Genomic DNA, 20,207 nt, shown 5'->3' on the forward strand with positions numbered 1-20,207 from the left:
AACGGAAAAACCGGTAAGGACTTTATGTGCGGATTAGCTGGCGAGTTACGTTTTGATCAACAACCTGCAGACCTTGCAGCGATCGAGAGAATCACCCATCACCTGGCCCCTCGCGGCCCCGACGCGTGGGGTTTCCATGCCCAAGGGCCGATTGCCCTGGGTCACCGTCGCCTGAAAATCATGGACCTGTCGGACGGCTCGGCGCAGCCGATGATCGACAGCCAGTTGGGCTTGTCCCTGGCCTTCAACGGCGCGATCTACAACTTCCCGGAACTGCGTGCCGAACTTGAAGCGCTGGGTTACGCGTTCTACTCCGGTGGCGACACCGAAGTGCTGCTCAAGGGCTACCACGCCTGGGGCGAAGCGCTGCTGCCGAAGCTCAATGGCATGTTCGCGTTTGCCATTTGGGAACGCGACGCCAAACGCCTGTTCATCGCCCGCGACCGTCTCGGCGTGAAGCCGTTGTACCTGTCGCGCACCGGTCAGCGTTTGCGCTTTGCTTCGGCCTTGCCGGCGCTGCTCAAGGGCGGCGACATCAACCCGATCCTCGATCCGGTGGCGCTCAATCATTACCTGAATTTCCATGCCGTGGTCCCTGCGCCACGCACCCTGCTGGCCGGCATCGAAAAACTGCCACCGGCGACCTGGATGCGCGTTGAAGCCGATGGCACCACCGAACAGAAAACCTGGTGGACGCTGCCTTACGGCCCACACGATGATGAGAAAAATCTGACCCTCGAAGATTGGGTTGATCGCGTCCTCGACAGCACCCGCGAAGCGGTGGCGATTCGTCAACGCGCGGCAGTAGATGTCGGTGTACTGCTGTCCGGCGGCGTCGATTCGAGCATGCTCGTCGGCCTGTTGCGTGAAGTCGGCGTCGACAACCTTTCGACCTTTTCCATCGGTTTCCAGGATGCCGGCGGCGAACGCGGTGACGAATTCCAATACTCGGATCTGATCGCCAAACACTACGGCACTCAGCATCATCAACTGCGCATCGACGAGAAAGAGATCATCGAGCAATTGCCCGCCGCGTTCCGCGCGATGAGCGAGCCGATGGTCAGCCATGACTGCATCGCCTTCTATCTACTGTCGCGCGAAGTGGCCAAGCACTGCAAAGTGGTGCAGAGCGGCCAGGGTGCTGACGAGTTGTTCGCCGGTTATCACTGGTATCCGCAAGTCGACGGTGCGGCGGATCCGTACGCGGCGTATCGCAATGCGTTTTTCGACCGCAGCTACGATGACTACGCCGCCACCGTGCAGCCCAAATGGCTCACCGCGAACGATGCAGCCGGCGACTTTGTGAAAGAACATTTCGCCCAGCCCGGCGCCGATGCGGCGGTGGACAAAGCCTTGCGTCTGGACAGCACGGTGATGCTGGTCGATGACCCGGTCAAACGCGTCGACAACATGACCATGGCCTGGGGCCTGGAGGCGCGTACGCCGTTTCTCGACTATCGACTGGTAGAACTCTCGGCCCGAGTGCCTGGCCAATTCAAGCTGCCTGACGGCGGCAAACAAGTGCTCAAAGAAGCCGCGCGCCGAGTCATCCCGAGTGAGGTGATCGACCGTAAAAAAGGCTACTTCCCGGTGCCGGGCCTCAAGCACTTGCAGGGCGACACGCTGAACTGGGTGCGCGAACTGCTGCTCGATCCGAGTCAGGATCGCGGTCTGTTCAACCCGGCCATGCTCGACAAATTGCTAACCGATCCGCAAGGCCAACTGACGCCGTTGCGCGGTTCGAAGTTGTGGCAACTGGCTGCCCTGAACCTGTGGCTCAGTGAACAAGGAATCTGATTGATGAAACCCCACGCCACGGCCATCAACCAACGGCTGCTACGCGGTCAGACGCCGTCCTATGAACGCTTGCAGGCGCGTCTGGCCGAAGATGGCAGCATGCTGGCCGCCGACCCGATTGCCGTACATTGCGGCTGGGGCCGGTTGCTGATCGGCCACACGTTTCCCGACCCGGCATCGCTGGCGCAGGAGCTGCTCAAAGAGCAGCCCGGCGAGCGTGATATCGCGCTGTACGTCGCGGCGCCGCAGCAGATCCTCGGCCTGGAACCGACGCAACTGTTTCTCGACCCGTCGGACACCCTGCGCCTGTGGTTCAGCGATTACCGCCAGGCCACCCGTGTGTTTCGCGGCTTTCGTATTCGCCGCGCGCAAAGTGAGGCGGACTGGCAGGCGATCAATCTGTTGTACCAGGCGCGCGGCATGTTGCCGATCGATGCCACGCGGCTCACTCCGCATCATCAGGGCGGCCCGGTGTACTGGCTGGCCGAGGATGAAGACAGCGGCGCGGTGATCGGCAGCGTCATGGGCCTGAACCATCAAAAGGCTTTCAACGACCCGGAAAACGGCAGCAGCCTGTGGTGCCTGGCGGTTGATCCGCAATGCTCGCGGCCGGGTGTTGGTGAAGTGCTGGTGCGGCACCTGATCGAGCACTTCATGAGTCGCGGCTTGAGCTATCTGGATCTGTCAGTTCTGCATGACAACCGGCAGGCGAAAAACCTCTACGCCAAGCTCGGCTTTCGCAATCTGTCGACTTTCGCCATCAAGCGCAAAAACGGCATCAACCAGCCGCTGTTTCTCGGCCCGGGGCCAGAAGCGCAGTTCAATCCGTATGCGCGGATCATCGTTGAAGAAGCTCATCGACGCGGCATCGACGTGCAAGTGGATGACGCCGATGCCGGGCTGTTCACTCTCAGCCACGGCGGGCGTCGCGTGCGTTGCCGCGAATCGCTGAGCGACCTGACCAGCGCGATCAGCATGAGCCTGTGCCAAGACAAAAGCCTGACCCACAAAGTGCTCAAAGGCGCCGGACTGAACCTGCCCTCGCAGCAACTGGCCGGTAATGCCGACGACAATCTGGCCTTCCTCGACGAGCATCAACGGGTGGTGGTCAAACCGCTCGACGGTGAACAGGGCCAAGGCGTAGCAGTGGATTTGCAGAGCATCGAAGAGGTGCAGCAAGCCATCGAAACGGCGAAGCAATTTGACAGCCGCGTGCTGCTCGAAAGCTTCCACGAAGGGCTTGATCTGCGGATTCTGGTGATTGGCTTTGAAGTGGTGGCCGCGGCGATTCGCAAGCCGGCGGAAGTAGTCGGCGATGGCCAGCATTCGGTGGGCGCGTTGATCGAGGCGCAGAGCCGTCGTCGGCAAGCGGCGACCAGTGGCGAAAGCAAGATCCCGCTGGATCACGAAACCCAGCGCACCCTGCATGCGGCCGGTTATGACTACAGCAGCATTCTGCCGGCCGGCGAGCACCTGTTTGTGCGGCGTACGGCGAATCTGCACACCGGCGGCACGCTGGAGGATGTCACCGCGATTCTGCATCCGACGTTGATTGATGCCGCCGTGCGCGCGGCGCGGGCGCTGGATATTCCGATGGTCGGGCTCGACTTGATGGTGCCGGCGGCGGATCAGCCCGAGTACGTGTTTATCGAGGCCAATGAACGTGCCGGTCTGGCCAACCATGAGCCGCAGCCGACGGCGGAACGCTTTGTCGATTTGTTGTTTCCGCACAGTCAGCCGGCTATTTAACCCTTTCCTGATCGTTCCCACGTCGAGGCGTCGAACCGTCTGCGTGGGAACGCCTCACCGGACGCTCTGCGTCCACTCTTGGGACGCAGAGCGTCCCCGGCTGCATTCCCACGCAGAGCGTGGGAACGATCAGTGCTCAACCCATCAGGAGTTTCCATGACCACGCAAATCCCCGAACCGGATCTCAACTACCTGCAAAAAGTCTTGCTGGAAATGCTCGCCATTCCCAGCCCCACCGGGTTCACCGACACCATCGTGCGTTACGTCGCCGAGCGTTTGGAAGAGCTCGGCATCCCCTTTGAAATGACTCGACGCGGCACCATTCGCGCCACGCTCAAAGGCAAGAAGAACAGCCCCGACCGCGCCGTTTCCGCGCACCTGGACACCATCGGCGCCGCCGTTCGTGCGATCAAGGACAACGGCCGCCTGACCCTCGCCCCGGTCGGCTGCTGGTCGAGCCGCTTTGCCGAGGGCAGCCGCGTCAGCCTGTTTACCGACAACGGCGTGATTCGCGGCAGTGTCTTGCCGTTGATGGCGTCCGGGCATGCCTTCAACACTGCCGTCGATGAAATGCCGATCAGTTGGGATCACGTTGAACTGCGTCTGGATGCCTACTGTGCGACCAAGGCTGACTGCGACTCGCTGGGCATCAGCATCGGCGACGTGGTCGCATTCGATCCGCTGCCGGAGTTCACCGAAAGCGGTCACATCAGCGCCCGTCACCTCGATGACAAGGCCGGCGTTGCCGCGCTGCTCGCGGCACTCAAAGCCATCGTCGACAGCGGCCAGGAGCTGATGATCGACTGCCACCCGCTGTTCACCATCACCGAAGAAACCGGCAGCGGCGCGGCGGCAGCATTGCCGTGGGACGTCAGCGAATTCGTCGGCATCGACATCGCACCGGTCGCGCCGGGGCAGCACTCCAGCGAACACGCGGTAAGTGTGGCGATGCAGGATTCCGGCGGGCCGTATGACTATCATCTGTCGCGGCACTTGCTGAAACTGGCCAGCGAGAATGAATTGCCGGTGCGCCGCGACCTGTTCCGCTATTACTTCAGCGATGCGCACTCGGCGGTGACCGCCGGCCACGACATCCGCACCGCCCTGCTCGCGTTTGGCTGCGATGCGACCCATGGGTATGAGCGCACGCACATCGACAGTCTGGCGGCACTCAGTCGCTTGCTGGGGGCTTACATCTTGAGTCCGCCGGTGTTTGCCAGTGATGCAGCGCCGGCGAACGCTTCGCTGGATCGCTTCAGTCATCAGATTGAACATGACACGCAAATGGAGAGCGATACGCGAGTGCCGTCGGTGGACAGTCTGGTGGGGCAGCGTTCCGATAGTTGATCCGGCTTTGTGATGACAGGACTGGCCCCATCGCTGGCAAGCCAGCTCCCACAGGTATCGGAGGTGTACACAAATTTGTGTTGCCCCAATTACTGTGGGAGCTGGCTTGCCAGCGATGAGGTCGGTACAGGCAACACAAAACTGGCAGGCAAACCGCAATCGCCGTAGCATCCCGCCATTGATTCAGCCGAGGTGCCCATGCTTATTCCCCACGACCAACTTGAAGTCGACACCCTCACCCGCCTCATCGAGGATTTCGTCACCCGCGACGGCACCGACAACGGTGATGACACGCCGCTGGAAACCCGCGTGCTGCGCGTGCGTCAGGCATTGACCAAAGGCCAGGCGCTGATCGTCTTCGACCCGGAAAGCGAGCAGTGCCAGTTGATGCTCAAGCACGACGTGCCCAAGCACCTGTTCGACTGAAATCCTCAGCGAACTTTCTGCGTGGCTTGCTTGCGCTGAATCCGCTCATAGACCTCCGCGCGGTGCACGTTGACCTTTTGTGGCGCCTCGACGCCAAATCGCACGCTGGCACCATTCACTGACAGAACGCGCAAGGTGATGTCATCACCGATTGAAATCAACTCACCAACGACACGGCTGAGTACAAGCATGAGATTCGTCCTTCAGGGTTAGCGAACCCTGAAGATGCGCGGCTTGCCGCGCCTCTTCAATGCACGGCGCGCAAATCAGTTTTGCCTTACACCCATGATCGCCGCGAGCTGTCAGACACTTCCCACAAAAGGTCTTCAGGCAGCAGAAAAGCGTGGCCCGAACAGAATCACGCTGGCGCCGATCACGCACAGCGCCACGCCGATCCAGTCCGAACCCAAGGGACGCACGCGCTCGACCACCATCAGCCAGCCAATCGAAGCGACGATGTAGATGCCGCCATAAGCGGCGTAGGCACGACCGGCATAGTTGGCTTCAACACGGGTCAGCAACAGTGCGAACAGGGTCAGGCTGAGCAGCGCAGGAATCACCCACAAGGCACTTTTGCCCTGACGCAGCCACATGAAGAAGGCGAAACAACCGGCGATTTCAAACAGCGCCGCAAGAAAGAACCACAGGTAATTGAGCATTGACGTGTCTCGACAGGGTGACCATTGCGGCCACCCTAGCGACGCTGTCTCCGACGGGCAAGCTCAGCCGTTGCTCTGTTTGGCTTTGGCGCGCATTTTCTCCGCCATTGAGGTCATTTCGTTGTAGAGCAGTTGCGGGTTCTTCTGTTTCAGCGCCCAGGCCATGCGCCCTTGTTCGTGGGGCAGGATCATGAACTCGCCAGCGGCGACTTGCTGATAGATGTAGTCAGCGATATCCGCCGCCGTAATTGGCGAACTTTCCAGCAACTTGCCGACCTGCGCTTTCATCGCCGGGGTCGGCCCACGGAACGAATCGAGCAAGTTAGTCTGGAAGAACGAGGGGCAGACCACGTGCACGCCGACTTCCTGCTGCGCCAGTTCGATCAGCAGACTTTCCGACAGTGCTACCACGCCGGCCTTGGCCACGTTGTAGTTGCTCATCGCCGGGCCTTGCATCAGTGCCGCCATGGAGGCGATGTTGATGATTTTGCCTTTGCTTTGTTCAAGCAGCGGCAAGAACGCCTTGCAGCCCTTGACCACGCCCATCAGGTTGATCGCGATCTGCCAATCCCAGTCTTCCAGGGACAGTTCGCTGAAAAAGCCACCCGAGGCCACGCCGGCGTTGTTGACAATGATGTCGATGCCGCCGAGCTTTTCTTCACAGGCCTGAGCGAACGCGGTGAGCTGGCTGTAATCACGTACATCACAGCGCTGGGTAAAACCGTCGCCACCGGCCTCGCGGACCATTTTCAGGGTTTCCTGAAGACCGGGTTCGCTGACGTCGGACAAGGCCAGTTGCCAGCCTTCACGTGCCCAGCGCAGCGCGATTTCGCGACCCAGGCCCGAGCCCGCACCAGTGATCATCATGCGATTTTGCATAGCACACAGCCTTGTTGTTCTGGGAAAGATGCGCCGAGTGTAGCGAAGGATCGGCGCGCGCCCACGCTCCATCAAGTTGCTGAATGCAAGATCAAAAGATCGCAGCCTTCGGCAGCTCCTACACGCGTTCAATGTAGGAGCTGCCGAAGGCTGCGATCTTTTGATCTTGTGCTTCAAAGGAAATAAACGAGCAATCCAAATACATTAAAAAAACATTGAATTTTCTTTCACGCGCACCGGTCGGAATTTGTAAGCCGTCTGGAATTACTTAGTCTCCAGTCGCCCTTGAATACCAAGACTTCTCGAACACTATCAACAAGGAAATCGACATGGGCACAATTCTAATCATTATCCTGATCCTGTTGCTGATCGGTGGTCTGCCGGTCTTCCCGCACTCCAGAAGTTGGGGCTACGGTCCATCGGGCATTATCGGCGTGGTGTTGGTGGTGCTGTTGGTGCTGCTGTTACTCGGTCGGATATAACGATTCACGCGTAAAAAAAGAGGCCCTGTTAAGGGCCTCTTTTTTATTGCGCGGATCTTTCTGTTATAGATCGATCAGTCCGGCTTGCCGTGGATGACACCGGCGGTGTTATCCATCAGGCTCTTGGTTGCCGTTTGCAGGAACGCTTCGAGTTTGAGTTTCAACTCGGCGGTGCGCGGCGCATTCGGTACCACTTCGGCGTGCGGATTGGCCCCCAGTTGGTACTGCCACATCTTCGGCCCCATATCCTTGTCTCTCGGCAACACCAGAATCTGGTCAGCGGTGACGATAGCAGTGGTCTGCTCGCTGCCCGACGGCTTGATCACACCGAAACCGGTGTCGCCTTCCGGCAGGTTGAGCAAGTCGCGGCCCCAGCACTGGTGACGCACTTCGCCGCCGAGACGGCCCATGATGGTTGGCACGATATCGATCTGCGTACCCACTGTGTGGTCACGCGTACCGAACTTCTCCTGAATGCCAGGTGCGATCATCAACATCGGCACGTTGAAGCGGCCCAGGTCCATTTCGGTGATCTGGCGCTCGTTGCCGAAGCCGTGGTCGCCGACGATGACGAACAGGGTTTCCTTGAAGTACGGCTCTTTGCGCGCCTTCTCGAAGAACTGACCCAGCGCCCAGTCGGAGTAGCGCATGGCGGTCAAGTGTTCGTTGAGGCTGCCGCGATCGGTCACGCGCTCGACCGGCAATGGCGTCGGCAAGGCGTATGGCGTGTGGTTAGACAGGGTTTGCAGCAGCGCGTAGAACGGCTTGCCGTTTTCCCGCGCCTTCAACTCCTGCAGACCACGGTCGAACATGTCCTGGTCGGACACGCCCCAGGTCGGATCGGAGAACACCGGGTTGACGAAGTCGTTACGGCCAACGAAGTTGGTCATGCCCTGGTTGCTGAAAAAGCCCGACTGGTTGTCCCAGGCGAAGTCGCCGTTGTAGACGTATACGTCGTCGTAGTTGCGGGCGCTGAGCACCTGCGGCAAGCCGGACAGTTTGTGGCTGCCTTCCGGGGTCTGCATCAGGTATTCGAAACCTGGCAGGTTGGGGAAGCAGGCCATGGTCGCGAACATGCCCTGATGGGTGTGCGTACCGTTGGAGAAGAAGCGATCGAACAGCAGACCTTCCTTCGACAGTTTGTCCAGGTATGGCGTGATGTTGCCTGGCGCGCCCAGTGCACCGACCGAGTGACCGGCCATGCTTTCCATCAGGATCACGACGACGTTCTTGATCGGCAGGGTCTTGTCGGCCGGCGGCGTGTAATCACGGCGCACAGCGGCAATATCGGCATCGACCAGTTTTTCGTCTGGCATCAGCAGCATGTCGCGCACGACTTTCTGCGCCTGCTCTTGCGGCAACGTCGCTTTCCAGATGTTGTCGCGATCTTCGCCCATGCGAGATTTGGCGGCCTCGATCAGCGACAGCGTGGCGTTGAGGCCGAGCTGGTTGGCGAAGTTGGAATCGGTGGTGTAGACATCACCCCAGCGCATCGGCGGGCCCTGACGCAAAGTGCCACGGGCGGCAGCCACGCAGATCAGCAGGCAGACCATGAACACCGCCAGACGGGTGTACCACGGCGCAACTTGACGAGTACCCACGCTGCCGCCGCTGAACGGTCCGCGTGGACGCGTGGCACGATCGGCGCCTTTGAACGCAAGGGTCAGGATGACAGTGCCGATGGCCCACGCCAGCAGATAGCGCACTACCGGAAAACCGTACCAGAGCATGCTCATCACGGTTTTCGGGTCTTCCTTCACGTACTGGAACACCAGGCCGTTGAGGCGCTGGTGGAACTCGCGGTAGAAGTCCATCTCCATCAGGCCGAGGAACAGCGCGATGCTTGAGGCGATGGTCAGCCACAAGCGGAAGAAGCCGCGTGCGGCCATGGCGCGGGCACTGAACAGCGCCAGCACCAGCGGAATGCACAGGTAAACCACCAGGCGCAGGTCAAAACGCAGGCCGTTGGCGAAAGCTTCGAGGAAGGTCGAAGCCGGGGTATCGAGGATCATCTCGCGGTTGTAGACCAGCAGCGCGAGGCGCAGCACGGAAAACATCACCATCATGACCAGCGCGCAAAGCAGCGTGTAGGCCAGATGCGATTTGACGGTCGGTTGCAGCAGGCGAGCAGAAGATCGCTGCTGATTCAGGGCGTCCGGGTTTGCCATGTCGTTTTAGGACCCATTGGAAGTTGAAGTTGCAAAAATACAGCGGCGCCATGCCCTCTATTGGTCATTCCAGACCCCGGGGCTTGCGCGGTGCGCAAATGTTGCACGATCACCCGCACCATTGCCATTGATTACTGCCCCGCCGCTAGACACTTTCATTTACAGCAGCGGACAAACAGCGCGGGCGAATTGTCAGGAACACTTTGTGAAAATTTCGTGCAACGCGTATCTGGAAACACAATATAGATACAAAACAAAACGCCCCGACTTGTTCGGGGCGTTTCGTTGAACGCGGGCCGATTACTTCTCGGCGCGCTCTTTCAAAGCTTTGAGGGTGTTGAACGGAGCATCGACGACAAATTTGTTGGCAACCATTGCCGGCACGCTGCCACCTGGTTCGGTGTGCACTTGATAAGTGACTTCAACCTGGTCGCCCTTCGGTACGAACTTCCAGAAGCCTTTGACCTGCTGCACGCGGACAAAGCCTTTTTCTTCAGGAACGTACGTCGGCAGACCTTTGAGGTTGCGGGTCAAGCTGCCGTCGGCGCCTTCGACGGTGGTGACTTCGATCACCGAGTCACGCGGGGTGACTGGCCAAGGGGTGTTGAACTGGGTGTAGGTCCAGCTCTGATCGCCCTCGTGCTTGAGCAGTTTCTGGGTCTTGCACTCGTGAATCCAGGCGCAGGCGCCAGCGACGTCTTCCTGCAGTGCGCGCAATTTGGCGACGGTGGTTTTCATCAGCGCAACGCCCTGGTAGGACTTGTAGTCCGAACCTGGCACTTCACTCAGGGACACCTTGATACCGTCCTCGTTCTTGGCGACTTTCCAGTCTTCAGCCTGAGCGACGGAGGTGGCCAGCACAGCGGTCAAACCACACAACACAGCGATACGATGCAGCGAACCCATAGTCTTATTCCTTATTGTTGAAGTTCCGTTCGTTTGACACATCACGCCGCCGTCATCTGCTCCCACCAGCCAATCAACCTGATCGCTTCTTCCGAGCTGCTGCCACAGACTTCGACATCCGCCGCGAAGCCGGAACAGACTGCCGGGCGCTCGGGGCGGCCGAAAATGCTGCACAGGTTTTCGACCGAGAGTTGCACGCAACGTTCGCCGGCAGGTTTGCCATCAGGCATGCCGGGAATTGGCGAACTGATGGAAGGGGCAATGCAGCAAGCGCCACAGCCTTCACGGCATTTCATGACGAACAATTCCTCGCGACGGGCGATGTGTAAAAGGGACGCGGAACAGAGTAACCGCTAAAACGGCTGTTTCAAATTCCCGGAACCGGGGTTTTCACCGATAACTGAATGTGACTGACCAGTCTCCGACAAAGCGTCTGGTCTGCGGGTCACAGATGAGCTGAGTTTACTGCTTGAATTCAAAGTCCAGCGCCGCACCTTCGACTTCACGGCGCTCTTCATTGCGCAGTTGCAACTGCATTTCGTTGCTGAGCAAGCGGCCGTTGAGCTGGAATCCGTTGTTTTTCTCGCCAAACATCTGCGGCAGGATCGGCTCGCGCTTGGGCAATTCAACCGTGCCCTTGGGCTTCAATTCCTCGACCATGTCCTTGGGCAGGCTCAAATCGAGTTTGGCCGACGGCAACTTGGTTTTTACCACTTCACTGGCGGGTTTCGATTTCGAGGCGACTGGCTTGCGCTTCTTGATGACTTTTTGCTGAGGTTTCTTCGCGGGAGTTGCCTTCTGCGCTGGCGTGTATTTTTTTGCCGGGCTCGTCGCCGCCGGTTTTTCCTGAGCCGCAGCGGCCACGACGCCAGGCGCATGACCGATCATCAGCAAACCCAGCAAAACCCAAGCGGCAGGAGCAATCGCTTTCATGAACCCAACAGTGGCAAACGGCAGATAGCCATATGCTCGCTTGTTGGGCGCCACAAGACAAGCATCACCCACCGCTCGTTCAGAATCCGCCAGCGGTTTCCTGACACAGTTGCGTCGCCAGCAACCCAAGGGTCATCAACGCCCGCTCCGCCTCGCGGTTCCACGGAATCCCGCAGTTCAGGCGGATACAGTGGTTGAACTGCTCGGTATTACTGAAGATCAGTCCCGGCGCAATGCTGATGCCCTGCTGCAGGGCGCGCACATGCAATTCCTGAGTATTCACCCTACCCGGCAAGCTCACCCAGAGGATGAAACCGCCCGTAGGCCGGGTCATTTGCGTACCCTCGGGGAAGTACTGCTGCACCGCCAACTGGAAGGCACTGAGGTTTTTTCGGTATTCCTGGCGGATGTACCGTAAATGCCGGTCATAACCGCCGTTTTCCAGATAAGCGGCAATCGCCATCTGCGTCACGCTGCACGCCGAATGGGTGCTGAAGGTCTGCAGTCGCTGGATTTCCTGCTGGTACTTGCCAGCGATCATCCAGCCGATGCGCACACCGGGTGACAAGGTTTTGGAGAAGCTCGAACAGTAGATCACCCGATCCAGTCGGTCATAAGCCTTGAGCGCTTTGGTTTTGCCCTGCTCGAACATCAACTCGCCATAGATGTCGTCTTCGACAATCTGGATGTCGAAGTCCGAGGCCAGACGCAGCAACTGTTTCTGCCGCTCTTCGGGCATGGTGCCGCCCAGTGGATTGCTCAGGCGCGTGGTAAGCACCAGCGCTTTGATCGACCACTGGTTGGCCGCCAGTTGCAAGGCTTCGAGGCTCATGCCGGTGGCAGGATCGCTGGGGATTTCGATGACTTTCAGGCCGAGCAGATCGGCCAGTTGCAGCAAACCGTAATAGGTCGGCGACTCAGCAGCGATCAGATCGCCCGGACGGGTCAGCACACGCAACGACATCTGCAGAGCATCGACGCAACCGTGGGTGATCACGACTTCCGACGGATCGACCACCACACCGGCATCACGCATGCGGATCGCCACTTGCCGGCGCAGCGGTTCGAAACCGGGGCTGAACATGTAGCTGAAGGCGCGTGGGCTATGAAAACGCGTGACCTTGGCCAGTTGCTGATGCAAGGCGCGCACCGGCAGGTAATCGACACTTGGCACGGCAGCGCCGAGCGGGAACACACCTTCACGGCGTGATTCGACCAGCACCTGTTGAATGATGCTGCTGCGAGTGACCAGACCGGGACGTTCAACCCGCGCAATGTCCGGTGTCGGTGCAGTCAGCGCAGGCGTTTGGTGTACGTAATATCCGGACTGCGGACGTGCGCGAATCAGCCCCTGATCTTCGAGATTGGCGTAGGCCTGCAACACCGTCGCATGGCTGACGTTGAGCTGCGAACTCATCTTGCGTACCGAAGGCACGCGCTCCCCCGGTTGATAGACCCCACGGCGGATGTCTTCGGCCAGTTGCTGAGCAATACGTTGGTAGAGCAAGAGATTGGTCATGACGCAGCACTCGATTTCACGGGCATTTTATTCTTGTGTGAAACAATACCGGAACAGTTTAGAAGTGTACTGGGACAGTTGCCACATTACTCGACCATACAGTGCGGTGTCTGCCCCCTACTGTACGGATTGCGAGCCAATCGACAGACGTAAAAAAGCCCGGCACTGCATGACAGCCCGGGCTTTCCAGAGACGCAACCCTTAACGGGCGGCGCCGAGCTGGCCTTTTTCATCGGAGAAGACAATTTCAACCCGACGATTCTGTGCCCGCCCACGCTCGGAAGCGTTGGCGTCCACCGGGTATTCGTCGCCGTAGCCTTCGACCTGAATGCGTTTGTCGTCGATGCCCAGGTCCATCAGCACGTCCGCCACCGATTGCGCGCGGTCACGGGACAGCTTGAGGTTCTCCTGTTTGCCGCCGGTGCTGTCGGTGTAGCCCTCGATGCGCACTACACGTTTGGGGTTCAGTTGCAGGAACTGGACGATTTTCAGCACAACACGGTTGGCCGAGTTTTTCAGCTCCGCTTCACCGGTGTCGAACAGCACATCGCCGAGGGTCATCACCAGACCACGGTCGGTCTGCGTGGTGGCCAGTGCTACGATCTGTTCTTCCAGCCATTTGCCCTGTTGCTGCACGCTGAGCAACTTCGATTCACGCAAGGCCAGTTGCAGGCGCTGACGCTCCAGCTCAAGTTTGGCTGCGCGCTCCTCATTGAGCACCTGATTGGTATGCTCGCGGGCGATTTCGCTGTAGCGCTGGCTCAGGTAGGCGTAGTGCACAACATCGGAACCGCTGCCCCAATAGGTCGACAGGCGATCGGCACGAGCCAGGGACTCACCGGCGCGGATCACGTCTTTCGGCGCGATGCGCAGCACGTTGGAGTCTTCCTTGACCTTCTGAAAGTCGGCGCTGGCTTCCTGCAGAGCGGATTCGCTGTGCTGACCGGCGCAGCCGTACAGGCTGACGCAACCGGCGAGGATCAGGCCGCCTACAACTTTCGACTTGAGGCTCATTGGGCATCTCCCAGTTGCTTGCGCAGACGGACGATGCGGGTATTAAGCACATTCACCTGTTCTTGACTTTTTTGCGTCAGCACTTTGGCTTCGGCCAGACGTGCATCCAGCTCGGCCTGTTCGGAGCGCATGCGCGCATTCCGGTAGGACTGGTCAGCCATGTTGCCTTTGGCGCGGTTGTACTTGGTTTCGGCCAGTTTCATTTCCGGCACTTCATCGGCGGTGGCGCCAACAGCTTTGGCCTGGGTGATGGCTTGCTCGGTCAGGCGCATTTGTTCATTGGGTGCCGGATCGGTCGCGCAACCGGCCAGGGCCAGAACGGCCACAGCCGCGAAAAGAGGTCGAATACTCACTAAGAATCCCTACTGTTTTGGGGCACTGACAGGTTGTGGCGGCTGTTGCTGCTGCGCCTTCCAGCGCTCGATATTGCGTTGCAGCGCGGCTTCCGTCAGTCCGGACGCGGGCAATTCTGTCATCTTTTTGGCCAACTGTCCGCGCAACCACGGATCGTTGCATGCCGAGTTATGCGAAACCGCGAGGAACAGCCCCGGCCGGTCGACCGGTTGCTCGAACACCAACAGGTCATTGGCCATACCCAATGCCTGCGCGGCGGCCATGCCCGAGTATCGGCCGGCGAGTACATATTCCACTTCGCCCAAGAGCAGTTTCTGTAGCGCCTGAGTGAGGTTGGCTGTCCGGGTCAGGGTCAGATTCTGCTCGGCGAAAGTGCCAAATGCCTGGGTCATACGAGACTTTTCCGACAACGCACCGACGTGACCGTGCAGGTCTTTGGCCTCGCTGTAGACCAGCGTCGAGCCTTTGCGGGTCCACACCAGATAGTCGTTTTCCAGCAACGGCGGATGGATGTAGTCGAGGTTTTCCAGCTCATTGAGGGTCAGCGGCGCGTCGGCGAGCATGTCCATGCGCCCGCTGCGCACTTCATCGAGGGCTTGCGAACGTTTGCCGGCGTAGAGCAATTCGACTTTGATGCCGAGGTCTTTGGCGACTTGTTGCAGCAGATCAGCGCTGGCACCGATCAACTGCTTGGGATTCTGCGGGTCCTGCCACAGGTACGGCGGCGCATCCGGGCTACCGGTGACGACGAGGCGCTCGCATTTGCCAGCGGCCATAGCCAAACCTGGCAACAGGGCCAACCCCAACAACCATCCGCAGCGCAGATCCATGGCAACACACTCCCACTCAAATCCGAGACAAAAAAAGCCCGACCAAAAGGTCGGGCTCTTTATAAGTGAAGCCGCTGGATTAGACCAGCTTCTCCAGCTCAGGGACGGCTTCGAACAGATCAGCCACGAGACCGTAATCGGCCACCTGGAAGATCGGCGCTTCTTCGTCCTTGTTGATCGCAACGATCACTTTGGAGTCTTTCATACCGGCCAAGTGCTGGATCGCGCCGGAGATACCGACGGCAATGTACAGCTGTGGCGCAACAATCTTGCCGGTCTGACCGACCTGCATGTCGTTCGGTACGAAACCTGCGTCGACCGCGGCGCGCGAAGCACCGACAGCAGCGCCCAGCTTGTCGGCCAGAGCGTACAGGTGTTTGAAGTTGTCGCCGTTCTGCATGCCGCGGCCGCCGGAAACGACGATCTTGGCAGCGGTCAGCTCAGGACGATCGGACTTGGCCAGTTCTTCGTTGACGAAGCTGGAAGTGCCCGCGTTGTGCGCAGCAGCAACTGCTTCAACGGCAGCCGAACCACCTTCAGCGGCAACCGGGTCGAAACCGGTAGCACGTACAGTGATCACTTTGATCGCAGCGGTCGACTGCACGGTAGCGATAGCGTTACCGGCGTAGATCGGACGCTTGAACGTGTCAGCGCTTTCGACCGAGATGATCTCGGAGATCTGGTCAACGTCCAGCTGCGCGGCAACGCGCGGCAGGATGTTTTTACCGTTGGAGGTCGCGGCAGCCAGGATGTGGCTGTAGCCAGCGCCCAGCTCTGCAACCAATGGCGCAACGTTTTCCGGCAGCTGATGCGCGTAAGCGGCATTGTCAGCGTTGAGGACTTTGCTCACGCCAGCGATTTTCGCAGCGGCTTCAGCCACGGCGCCAGCGCCTTGACCTGCAACCAGAACGTGGACGTCGCCGCCGATTTTGACCGCAGCAGCCACGGTGTTCAGTGTGGCCGGGGCCAGCACTTTGTTGTCGTGTTCAGCAATAACCAAGATAGTCATTTAGATTACCTTCGCTTCGTTTTTCAGTTTCTCGACCAATTCAGCTACCGACTTAACCTTGATGCCCGCGCTGCGTGCAGCCGGCGCTTCGACTTTCAGGGTCTTGTTGGTGGAGGCGGTGGAAACGCCCAAAGCGTCCGGAGTCAGCACTTCGAGAGGCTTCTTCTTGGCTTTCATGATGTTTGGCAGGGACGCGTAGCGCGGCTCGTTCAAACGCAGGTCGGTGGTGACGATGGCCGGCAGTTTCAGGGAAACCGTCTGCGCGCCGCCGTCGATTTCACGAGTCACGGCAACGCTGTCGCCGGAGACTTCGACTTTCGAGGCGAACGTGCCCTGACCGTAGCCGCTCAATGCAGCGAGCATCTGGCCGGTCTGGTTGTTGTCGCTGTCGATGGCCTGCTTGCCGAGGATCACCAGCTGCGGCTGTTCCTTGTCGACCACAGCCTTGAGCAGCTTGGCCACGGCGAGCGAGGTCAGATCTTCAGTGGATTCGACGAGGATGGCACGGTCGGCACCCAGAGCCAGTGCGGTACGCAGTTGCTCCTGAGCGGTGGTCGGGCCGATGGAGACGACGACGATTTCAGTCGCAACACCTTTCTCTTTCAGGCGTACGGCTTCTTCCACTGCGATTTCGCAGAACGGGTTCATCGACATCTTGACGTTGGCGAGATCGACGCCGGAATTGTCCGCCTTGACGCGAACCTTGACGTTGTAATCCACAACGCGTTTGACAGCTACAAGAACCTTCATGGATTCCTCGTTACTCTCCGGTGAAAAGAAAGTCGCCTAGGCGAACCTGGCGGTTGATGCTCATCAGGCTAAAGGGCACCTCTAAAAACGCCGACTCGGGTGTCAGGTGGCTGCACGGTGGAGGACCTGCGACCGTTCGTCAGGGGTGACCGACGGGTCATTGATCTTCACGCTGTGTAAACTGCGCGCCGGACCTGCGCTGCGCATCACCTTCTACTGCCTGTGCCCTGTCTTTAGACGTGCTCTTGAAACCGCCAGTCTGCCTACGACGAGCGCAAAACCGCCCGTATCTTGACCGGAACGCCTATTCCGGTCAATACAGCAAAATGACCATTCATAAGCCGCGCTTCTTTGATTTCTCTGGGCTGGAGCCAATTCAAACAAACGTTTGTATTGGACGCTCGGAGTGGTGTAGATATAATGCGCCGCCTAGAGAGAAAGGTCGGACTCCAATATTCCCCTTGACGTTAACGTAAAGGAATAGCGGATGCGACATCAAACCTCCAAATTAGAAAAAAAACTGTTGAGCCTTGAGTAGGAGATAGCCTGTGGAACGCGAATACATGGAATTCGACGTGGTCATCGTCGGTGCCGGCCCCGCTGGCCTGTCCGCCGCCTGCCGTCTGAAGCAGAAGGCCGCCGAAGCCGGTAAGGAAATCAGCGTCTGCGTGGTCGAAAAAGGCTCCGAAGTCGGCGCACACATCCTGTCCGGTGCCGTGTTCGAACCACGCGCTCTGAATGAACTGTTCCCGGACTGGAAAGAACTCGGCGCCCCGCTGAACACGCCAGTGACCCGCGACGATATTTTCGTACTGAAAAACGCCGACAGCGCGCAGAAAATTCCTGACTTCTTTGTGCCCAAGACCATGCACAACGAAGGCAACTACATTATCTCCCTCGGCAACCTGTGCCGCTGGCTCGCCCAGCAGGCCGAGAACCTCGGCGTGGAAATCTACCCGGGTTTCGCCGCTCAGGAAGCACTGATCGACGAACAAGGCGTAGTGCGCGGGATCATCACTGGTGATCTGGGCGTCGACCGCGAAGGCAACCCGAAAGAAGGCCTGTACACCCCGGGCATGGAACTGCGTGGCAAGTACACGCTGTTCGCCGAAGGCTGCCGTGGCCACATCGGCAAGCAACTGATCAAGCGCTACAACCTCGACAGCGATGCCGACGCCCAGCACTACGGCATCGGCCTGAAAGAAATCTGGGAAATCGACCCGGCCAAACATCAGCCAGGCTTGGTGGTGCACACCGCTGGTTGGCCGCTGGACATCATGGGCACCGAAAACACCGGCGGCTCGTTCCTCTATCACCTGGAAAACAACCAGGTGGTGGTTGGTCTGATCGTTGACCTGTCCTACAGCAACACTTACCTGTCGCCGTTCGACGAGTTCCAGCGCCTCAAGCATCACCCGGTGCTGGCCCAGTATCTGGAAGGCGGCAAGCGCATCAGTTACGGCGCTCGCGCGATTTGCAAAGGTGGCCTGAACTCGCTGCCGAAAATGGTCTTCAAGGGCGGCGCGCTGATCGGTTGCGACCTCGGCACCCTGAACTTCGCCAAGATCAAGGGCAGCCATACTGCGATGAAGTCCGGCATGCTCGCCGCAGAATCCGTGGCTGACGCGCTGTTCGCAGAAAAGGACGGCACTGAAGAGCTGACCACTTACGTCGACGCGTTCAAGAAGAGCTGGCTCTACGACGAACTGTTCGCCAGCCGCAACTTCGGCCCGGCGATCCACAAGTTCGGCGCCATCGTTGGCGGCGGTTTCAACTGGCTGGATCAGAACATCTTCGGCGGCAAACTGCCGTTCACCCTGCACGACACCAAGCCGGATTACGCTTGCCTCAAGCTAGCGGCGGACTGCAAGAAGATCGACTATCCGAAGCCGGACGGCAAACTCAGCTTCGACAAGCTCAGCTCGGTGTTCATCTCCGGTACCAACCACGAAGAAGAACAACCTTGCCACCTGAAGCTGACCGACCCGAGCATCCCGATCAGTAAGAACTTGCCGCTGTACGACGAACCGGCGCAGCGCTACTGCCCGGCCGGCGTGTACGAAGTGATCACCAAGGAAGACGGCGAGAAGCGCTTCCAGATCAACGCCCAGAACTGCGTGCACTGCAAGACCTGTGACATCAAGGACCCTTCGCAGAACATCACCTGGGTCACGCCGGAAGGCGCTGGCGGCCCGACTTACCCGAACATGTAAGTCGAACCGCTGAACATCAAGGCTCCCGAATCGGGGGCCTTTTTGTTGCCCAAAATTTACTGCATCACTTGACTCCCTGTGGGAGCTGGCTTGCCAGCGATGGCGGTGGATCAGGTGACATCTATGTTGAATGTGCCGGCCTCATCGCTGGCAAGCCAGCTCCCACAGGGATTGTGAAAATCATCAGGCAGCGCGCTCGTCACCCGGGCTGCGCTCAAAGTAGCGCTTGTACTCGCGGCTGAACTGCGACGTACTCTGATACCCCACCCGATGCGCCACCTGCGCCACACCCAGGCCTTCGGCGACCAACAACGTCTGCGCCTTCAGTAACCTCAGGCGCTTCAGATACTGCACCGGCGACAACAACGTGCTGCGTTTGAAATGCTCATGAAAGGTCGACACGCTCATGTTCGCGCAACCGGCCAGCGTTTCAACGTTCAACGGCTCGGTGTAATGCGCATGCAGATGACTGATCGACGCCGCCACCCGCGCGAATTGCCCTTGCTGCTCGACCAATGCCCGCAACACATCCGCCTGCGGCCCGCGCAACGCGGTGAACAACAATTCACGCACCCGAGCCGGCCCAAGAATCTGGCATTCCAGCGGATCGTGCAGGCAACTCAGCAAGCGCTCGACGCAACCGCGCATGGCATCGTCGAGTACCACTGAGGTCATCGACTCCGGGGTCTGCGCCGGGATATGCCGGCCCGGCGCCAGCCCCATGGCCAGCACCAGCTCGCCGAGCAACACCCGATCAATCGCCACCGAAACACCGAGCAACGGCGCATCCGGCAAGGCAAACGTCTCGCATTCGAACGGCACCGGCAGCGCCTGAATCAGATAGTGCCCGGCGCCGTACTCCATGGTGCGCGGCCCGAGAAACGCCAGTTTGCTGCCCTGGGCGATGATCATCAGGCTCGGTTCGTAAATGTGCGGGCCACGGGCAACGTCGCAACTGGCGCGCAACACTTGCACACCGGACAACCCGGTCGGGGAATAACCATCGCGCAGCGCCAGCGGCTCGATCAGCGAAACCAGCCGCGCATTGGCATCAAGATGACGGGTCAACTGCATCGAATTGCTCTTCACAAAAAATCACGAAAATAAGGGATGAAAGCATCATCGCAGATCCTTTTGCCAATGCGACCGATCAAACCCGCATGCCGGAGGAT

General features: G+C 59.2%; 20 protein-coding genes. 6 read left to right on the plus strand and 14 right to left on the minus strand.

All coding sequences use genetic code 11. From position 1 onward, the window contains the following. Nucleotides 1-24 precede the first annotated feature (24 nt). The 4 genes from CKW14_RS09020 to CKW14_RS09040 all read left to right on the plus strand — a co-directional run bounded on the left by CKW14_RS09020 (nucleotide 25) and on the right by CKW14_RS09040 (nucleotide 5,319). Entirely contained in the window at nucleotides 25-1,797 is a 1,773-nt protein-coding gene (locus CKW14_RS09020) for an N-acetylglutaminylglutamine amidotransferase (protein WP_093435339.1), read from the plus strand. Nucleotides 1,798-1,800: 3 nt separating this feature from the next. Then, on the plus strand, nucleotides 1,801-3,546 hold the full coding sequence (gene ngg, locus CKW14_RS09025) for an N-acetylglutaminylglutamine synthetase (protein ID WP_095125187.1): 1,746 nt from the start codon (nucleotides 1,801-1,803) through the stop codon (nucleotides 3,544-3,546). Nucleotides 3,547-3,702: 156 nt separating this feature from the next. Beyond that, the gene (locus tag CKW14_RS09035) at nucleotides 3,703-4,893 is read left to right on the plus strand and encodes an osmoprotectant NAGGN system M42 family peptidase (RefSeq protein ID WP_095125188.1); all 1,191 of its coding nucleotides are present in this window, start codon (nucleotides 3,703-3,705) and stop codon (nucleotides 4,891-4,893) included. A 198-nt stretch (nucleotides 4,894-5,091) separates the two neighbouring features. After that, nucleotides 5,092-5,319, plus strand: coding sequence for a YheU family protein (locus CKW14_RS09040; protein WP_003199186.1), 228 nt, complete (start codon nucleotides 5,092-5,094; stop codon nucleotides 5,317-5,319). Between the two features lie 5 nt (nucleotides 5,320-5,324). Here the strand turns inward: CKW14_RS09040 and csrA are convergent, their stop codons facing one another. The 3 genes from csrA to CKW14_RS09055 all read right to left on the minus strand — a co-directional run bounded on the left by csrA (nucleotide 5,325) and on the right by CKW14_RS09055 (nucleotide 6,857). Next, a complete protein-coding gene (csrA, locus tag CKW14_RS09045; protein WP_016985988.1) occupies nucleotides 5,325-5,510 on the minus strand; it encodes a carbon storage regulator CsrA in 186 nt (61 codons plus the stop codon). Nucleotides 5,511-5,645: 135 nt separating this feature from the next. Beyond that, nucleotides 5,646-5,978, minus strand: coding sequence for a YnfA family protein (locus CKW14_RS09050; RefSeq protein WP_008088571.1), 333 nt, complete (start codon nucleotides 5,976-5,978; stop codon nucleotides 5,646-5,648). A gap of 63 nt (nucleotides 5,979-6,041) precedes the next feature. Further along, complete coding sequence (locus CKW14_RS09055; protein ID WP_095048583.1) at nucleotides 6,042-6,857, minus strand: SDR family oxidoreductase; 816 nt, start codon at nucleotides 6,855-6,857, stop codon at nucleotides 6,042-6,044. Between the two features lie 323 nt (nucleotides 6,858-7,180). Between CKW14_RS09055 and CKW14_RS09060 the strand changes: the two genes are divergently transcribed. Further along, nucleotides 7,181-7,339: a DUF3309 family protein gene (locus CKW14_RS09060; RefSeq protein WP_169432680.1), complete on the plus strand. Its 159-nt coding sequence runs from the start codon at nucleotides 7,181-7,183 to the stop codon at nucleotides 7,337-7,339. A gap of 74 nt (nucleotides 7,340-7,413) precedes the next feature. Here CKW14_RS09060 and CKW14_RS09065 read toward each other — a convergent pair whose 3' ends face one another. The 10 genes from CKW14_RS09065 to CKW14_RS09110 form a co-directional block, all read right to left on the minus strand. After that, nucleotides 7,414-9,507, minus strand: a complete 2,094-nt coding sequence (locus CKW14_RS09065) for an LTA synthase family protein (protein WP_095048584.1) — start codon at nucleotides 9,505-9,507, stop codon at nucleotides 7,414-7,416. A 300-nt stretch (nucleotides 9,508-9,807) separates the two neighbouring features. Further along, entirely contained in the window at nucleotides 9,808-10,413 is a 606-nt protein-coding gene (locus CKW14_RS09070; RefSeq protein ID WP_095048585.1) for an START domain-containing protein, read from the minus strand. Between the two features lie 41 nt (nucleotides 10,414-10,454). Continuing rightward, on the minus strand, nucleotides 10,455-10,709 hold the full coding sequence (locus CKW14_RS09075; RefSeq protein WP_007908349.1) for a YkgJ family cysteine cluster protein: 255 nt from the start codon (nucleotides 10,707-10,709) through the stop codon (nucleotides 10,455-10,457). A 166-nt stretch (nucleotides 10,710-10,875) separates the two neighbouring features. Continuing rightward, on the minus strand, nucleotides 10,876-11,346 hold the full coding sequence (locus CKW14_RS09080) for a translation initiation factor 2 (protein ID WP_095048648.1): 471 nt from the start codon (nucleotides 11,344-11,346) through the stop codon (nucleotides 10,876-10,878). Nucleotides 11,347-11,425: 79 nt separating this feature from the next. Then, entirely contained in the window at nucleotides 11,426-12,865 is a 1,440-nt protein-coding gene (locus tag CKW14_RS09085; protein ID WP_016985994.1) for a PLP-dependent aminotransferase family protein, read from the minus strand. A 201-nt stretch (nucleotides 12,866-13,066) separates the two neighbouring features. Then, complete coding sequence (locus CKW14_RS09090; RefSeq protein ID WP_034155321.1) at nucleotides 13,067-13,879, minus strand: OmpA family protein; 813 nt, start codon at nucleotides 13,877-13,879, stop codon at nucleotides 13,067-13,069. After that, a complete protein-coding gene (locus CKW14_RS09095) occupies nucleotides 13,876-14,232 on the minus strand; it encodes a DUF4398 domain-containing protein (RefSeq protein WP_093435356.1) in 357 nt (118 codons plus the stop codon). Before CKW14_RS09095 ends, CKW14_RS09090 begins: the two co-directional genes overlap by 4 nt. 9 nt (nucleotides 14,233-14,241) lie before the next feature. Beyond that, on the minus strand, nucleotides 14,242-15,063 hold the full coding sequence (locus CKW14_RS09100; protein ID WP_095048587.1) for an ABC transporter substrate-binding protein: 822 nt from the start codon (nucleotides 15,061-15,063) through the stop codon (nucleotides 14,242-14,244). A 79-nt stretch (nucleotides 15,064-15,142) separates the two neighbouring features. Next, complete coding sequence (locus CKW14_RS09105; protein ID WP_093435361.1) at nucleotides 15,143-16,072, minus strand: electron transfer flavoprotein subunit alpha/FixB family protein; 930 nt, start codon at nucleotides 16,070-16,072, stop codon at nucleotides 15,143-15,145. After that, nucleotides 16,073-16,822: an electron transfer flavoprotein subunit beta/FixA family protein gene (locus CKW14_RS09110; protein WP_095048588.1), complete on the minus strand. Its 750-nt coding sequence runs from the start codon at nucleotides 16,820-16,822 to the stop codon at nucleotides 16,073-16,075. Between the two features lie 548 nt (nucleotides 16,823-17,370). Here CKW14_RS09110 and CKW14_RS09115 point away from each other — a divergent pair. Next, nucleotides 17,371-19,035 (plus strand): electron transfer flavoprotein-ubiquinone oxidoreductase, encoded by a 1,665-nt coding sequence (locus tag CKW14_RS09115; RefSeq protein ID WP_064120345.1) that lies wholly within the window; start codon nucleotides 17,371-17,373, stop codon nucleotides 19,033-19,035. 183 nt (nucleotides 19,036-19,218) lie between these two features. Here the strand turns inward: CKW14_RS09115 and CKW14_RS09120 are convergent, their stop codons facing one another. Next, the gene (locus tag CKW14_RS09120) at nucleotides 19,219-20,109 is read right to left on the minus strand and encodes an AraC family transcriptional regulator (RefSeq protein ID WP_095125189.1); all 891 of its coding nucleotides are present in this window, start codon (nucleotides 20,107-20,109) and stop codon (nucleotides 19,219-19,221) included. Nucleotides 20,110-20,207 lie beyond the last annotated feature (98 nt).

Source organism: Pseudomonas sp. Irchel s3a12 (genome assembly GCF_900187485.1).
GTDB classification, from domain to species: domain Bacteria; phylum Pseudomonadota; class Gammaproteobacteria; order Pseudomonadales; family Pseudomonadaceae; genus Aquipseudomonas; species Aquipseudomonas neuropathica.

Excerpts from the sequence above, each read along its gene's own strand:
- CKW14_RS09065 (WP_095048584.1), bottom strand. The coding sequence starts at position 9,507 with ATGGCAAACCCGGACGCCCTGAATCAGCAGCGATCTTCTGCTCGCCTG.
- csrA (WP_016985988.1), bottom strand. The coding sequence starts at position 5,510 with ATGCTTGTACTCAGCCGTGTCGTTGGTGAGTTGATTTCAATCGGTGAT.
- CKW14_RS09070 (WP_095048585.1), bottom strand. The coding sequence starts at position 10,413 with ATGGGTTCGCTGCATCGTATCGCTGTGTTGTGTGGTTTGACCGCTGTG.
- CKW14_RS09110 (WP_095048588.1), bottom strand. The coding sequence starts at position 16,822 with ATGAAGGTTCTTGTAGCTGTCAAACGCGTTGTGGATTACAACGTCAAG.
- CKW14_RS09020 (WP_093435339.1), top strand. The coding sequence starts at position 25 with ATGTGCGGATTAGCTGGCGAGTTACGTTTTGATCAACAACCTGCAGAC.
- CKW14_RS09050 (WP_008088571.1), bottom strand. The coding sequence starts at position 5,978 with ATGCTCAATTACCTGTGGTTCTTTCTTGCGGCGCTGTTTGAAATCGCC.
- CKW14_RS09055 (WP_095048583.1), bottom strand. The coding sequence starts at position 6,857 with ATGCAAAATCGCATGATGATCACTGGTGCGGGCTCGGGCCTGGGTCGC.
- CKW14_RS09035 (WP_095125188.1), top strand. The coding sequence starts at position 3,703 with ATGACCACGCAAATCCCCGAACCGGATCTCAACTACCTGCAAAAAGTC.
- CKW14_RS09085 (WP_016985994.1), bottom strand. The coding sequence starts at position 12,865 with ATGACCAATCTCTTGCTCTACCAACGTATTGCTCAGCAACTGGCCGAA.
- CKW14_RS09040 (WP_003199186.1), top strand. The coding sequence starts at position 5,092 with ATGCTTATTCCCCACGACCAACTTGAAGTCGACACCCTCACCCGCCTC.
- CKW14_RS09075 (WP_007908349.1), bottom strand. The coding sequence starts at position 10,709 with ATGAAATGCCGTGAAGGCTGTGGCGCTTGCTGCATTGCCCCTTCCATC.
- CKW14_RS09120 (WP_095125189.1), bottom strand. The coding sequence starts at position 20,109 with ATGCAGTTGACCCGTCATCTTGATGCCAATGCGCGGCTGGTTTCGCTG.
- CKW14_RS09105 (WP_093435361.1), bottom strand. The coding sequence starts at position 16,072 with ATGACTATCTTGGTTATTGCTGAACACGACAACAAAGTGCTGGCCCCG.
- CKW14_RS09100 (WP_095048587.1), bottom strand. The coding sequence starts at position 15,063 with ATGGATCTGCGCTGCGGATGGTTGTTGGGGTTGGCCCTGTTGCCAGGT.
- CKW14_RS09080 (WP_095048648.1), bottom strand. The coding sequence starts at position 11,346 with ATGAAAGCGATTGCTCCTGCCGCTTGGGTTTTGCTGGGTTTGCTGATG.
- CKW14_RS09090 (WP_034155321.1), bottom strand. The coding sequence starts at position 13,879 with ATGAGCCTCAAGTCGAAAGTTGTAGGCGGCCTGATCCTCGCCGGTTGC.
- ngg (WP_095125187.1), top strand. The coding sequence starts at position 1,801 with ATGAAACCCCACGCCACGGCCATCAACCAACGGCTGCTACGCGGTCAG.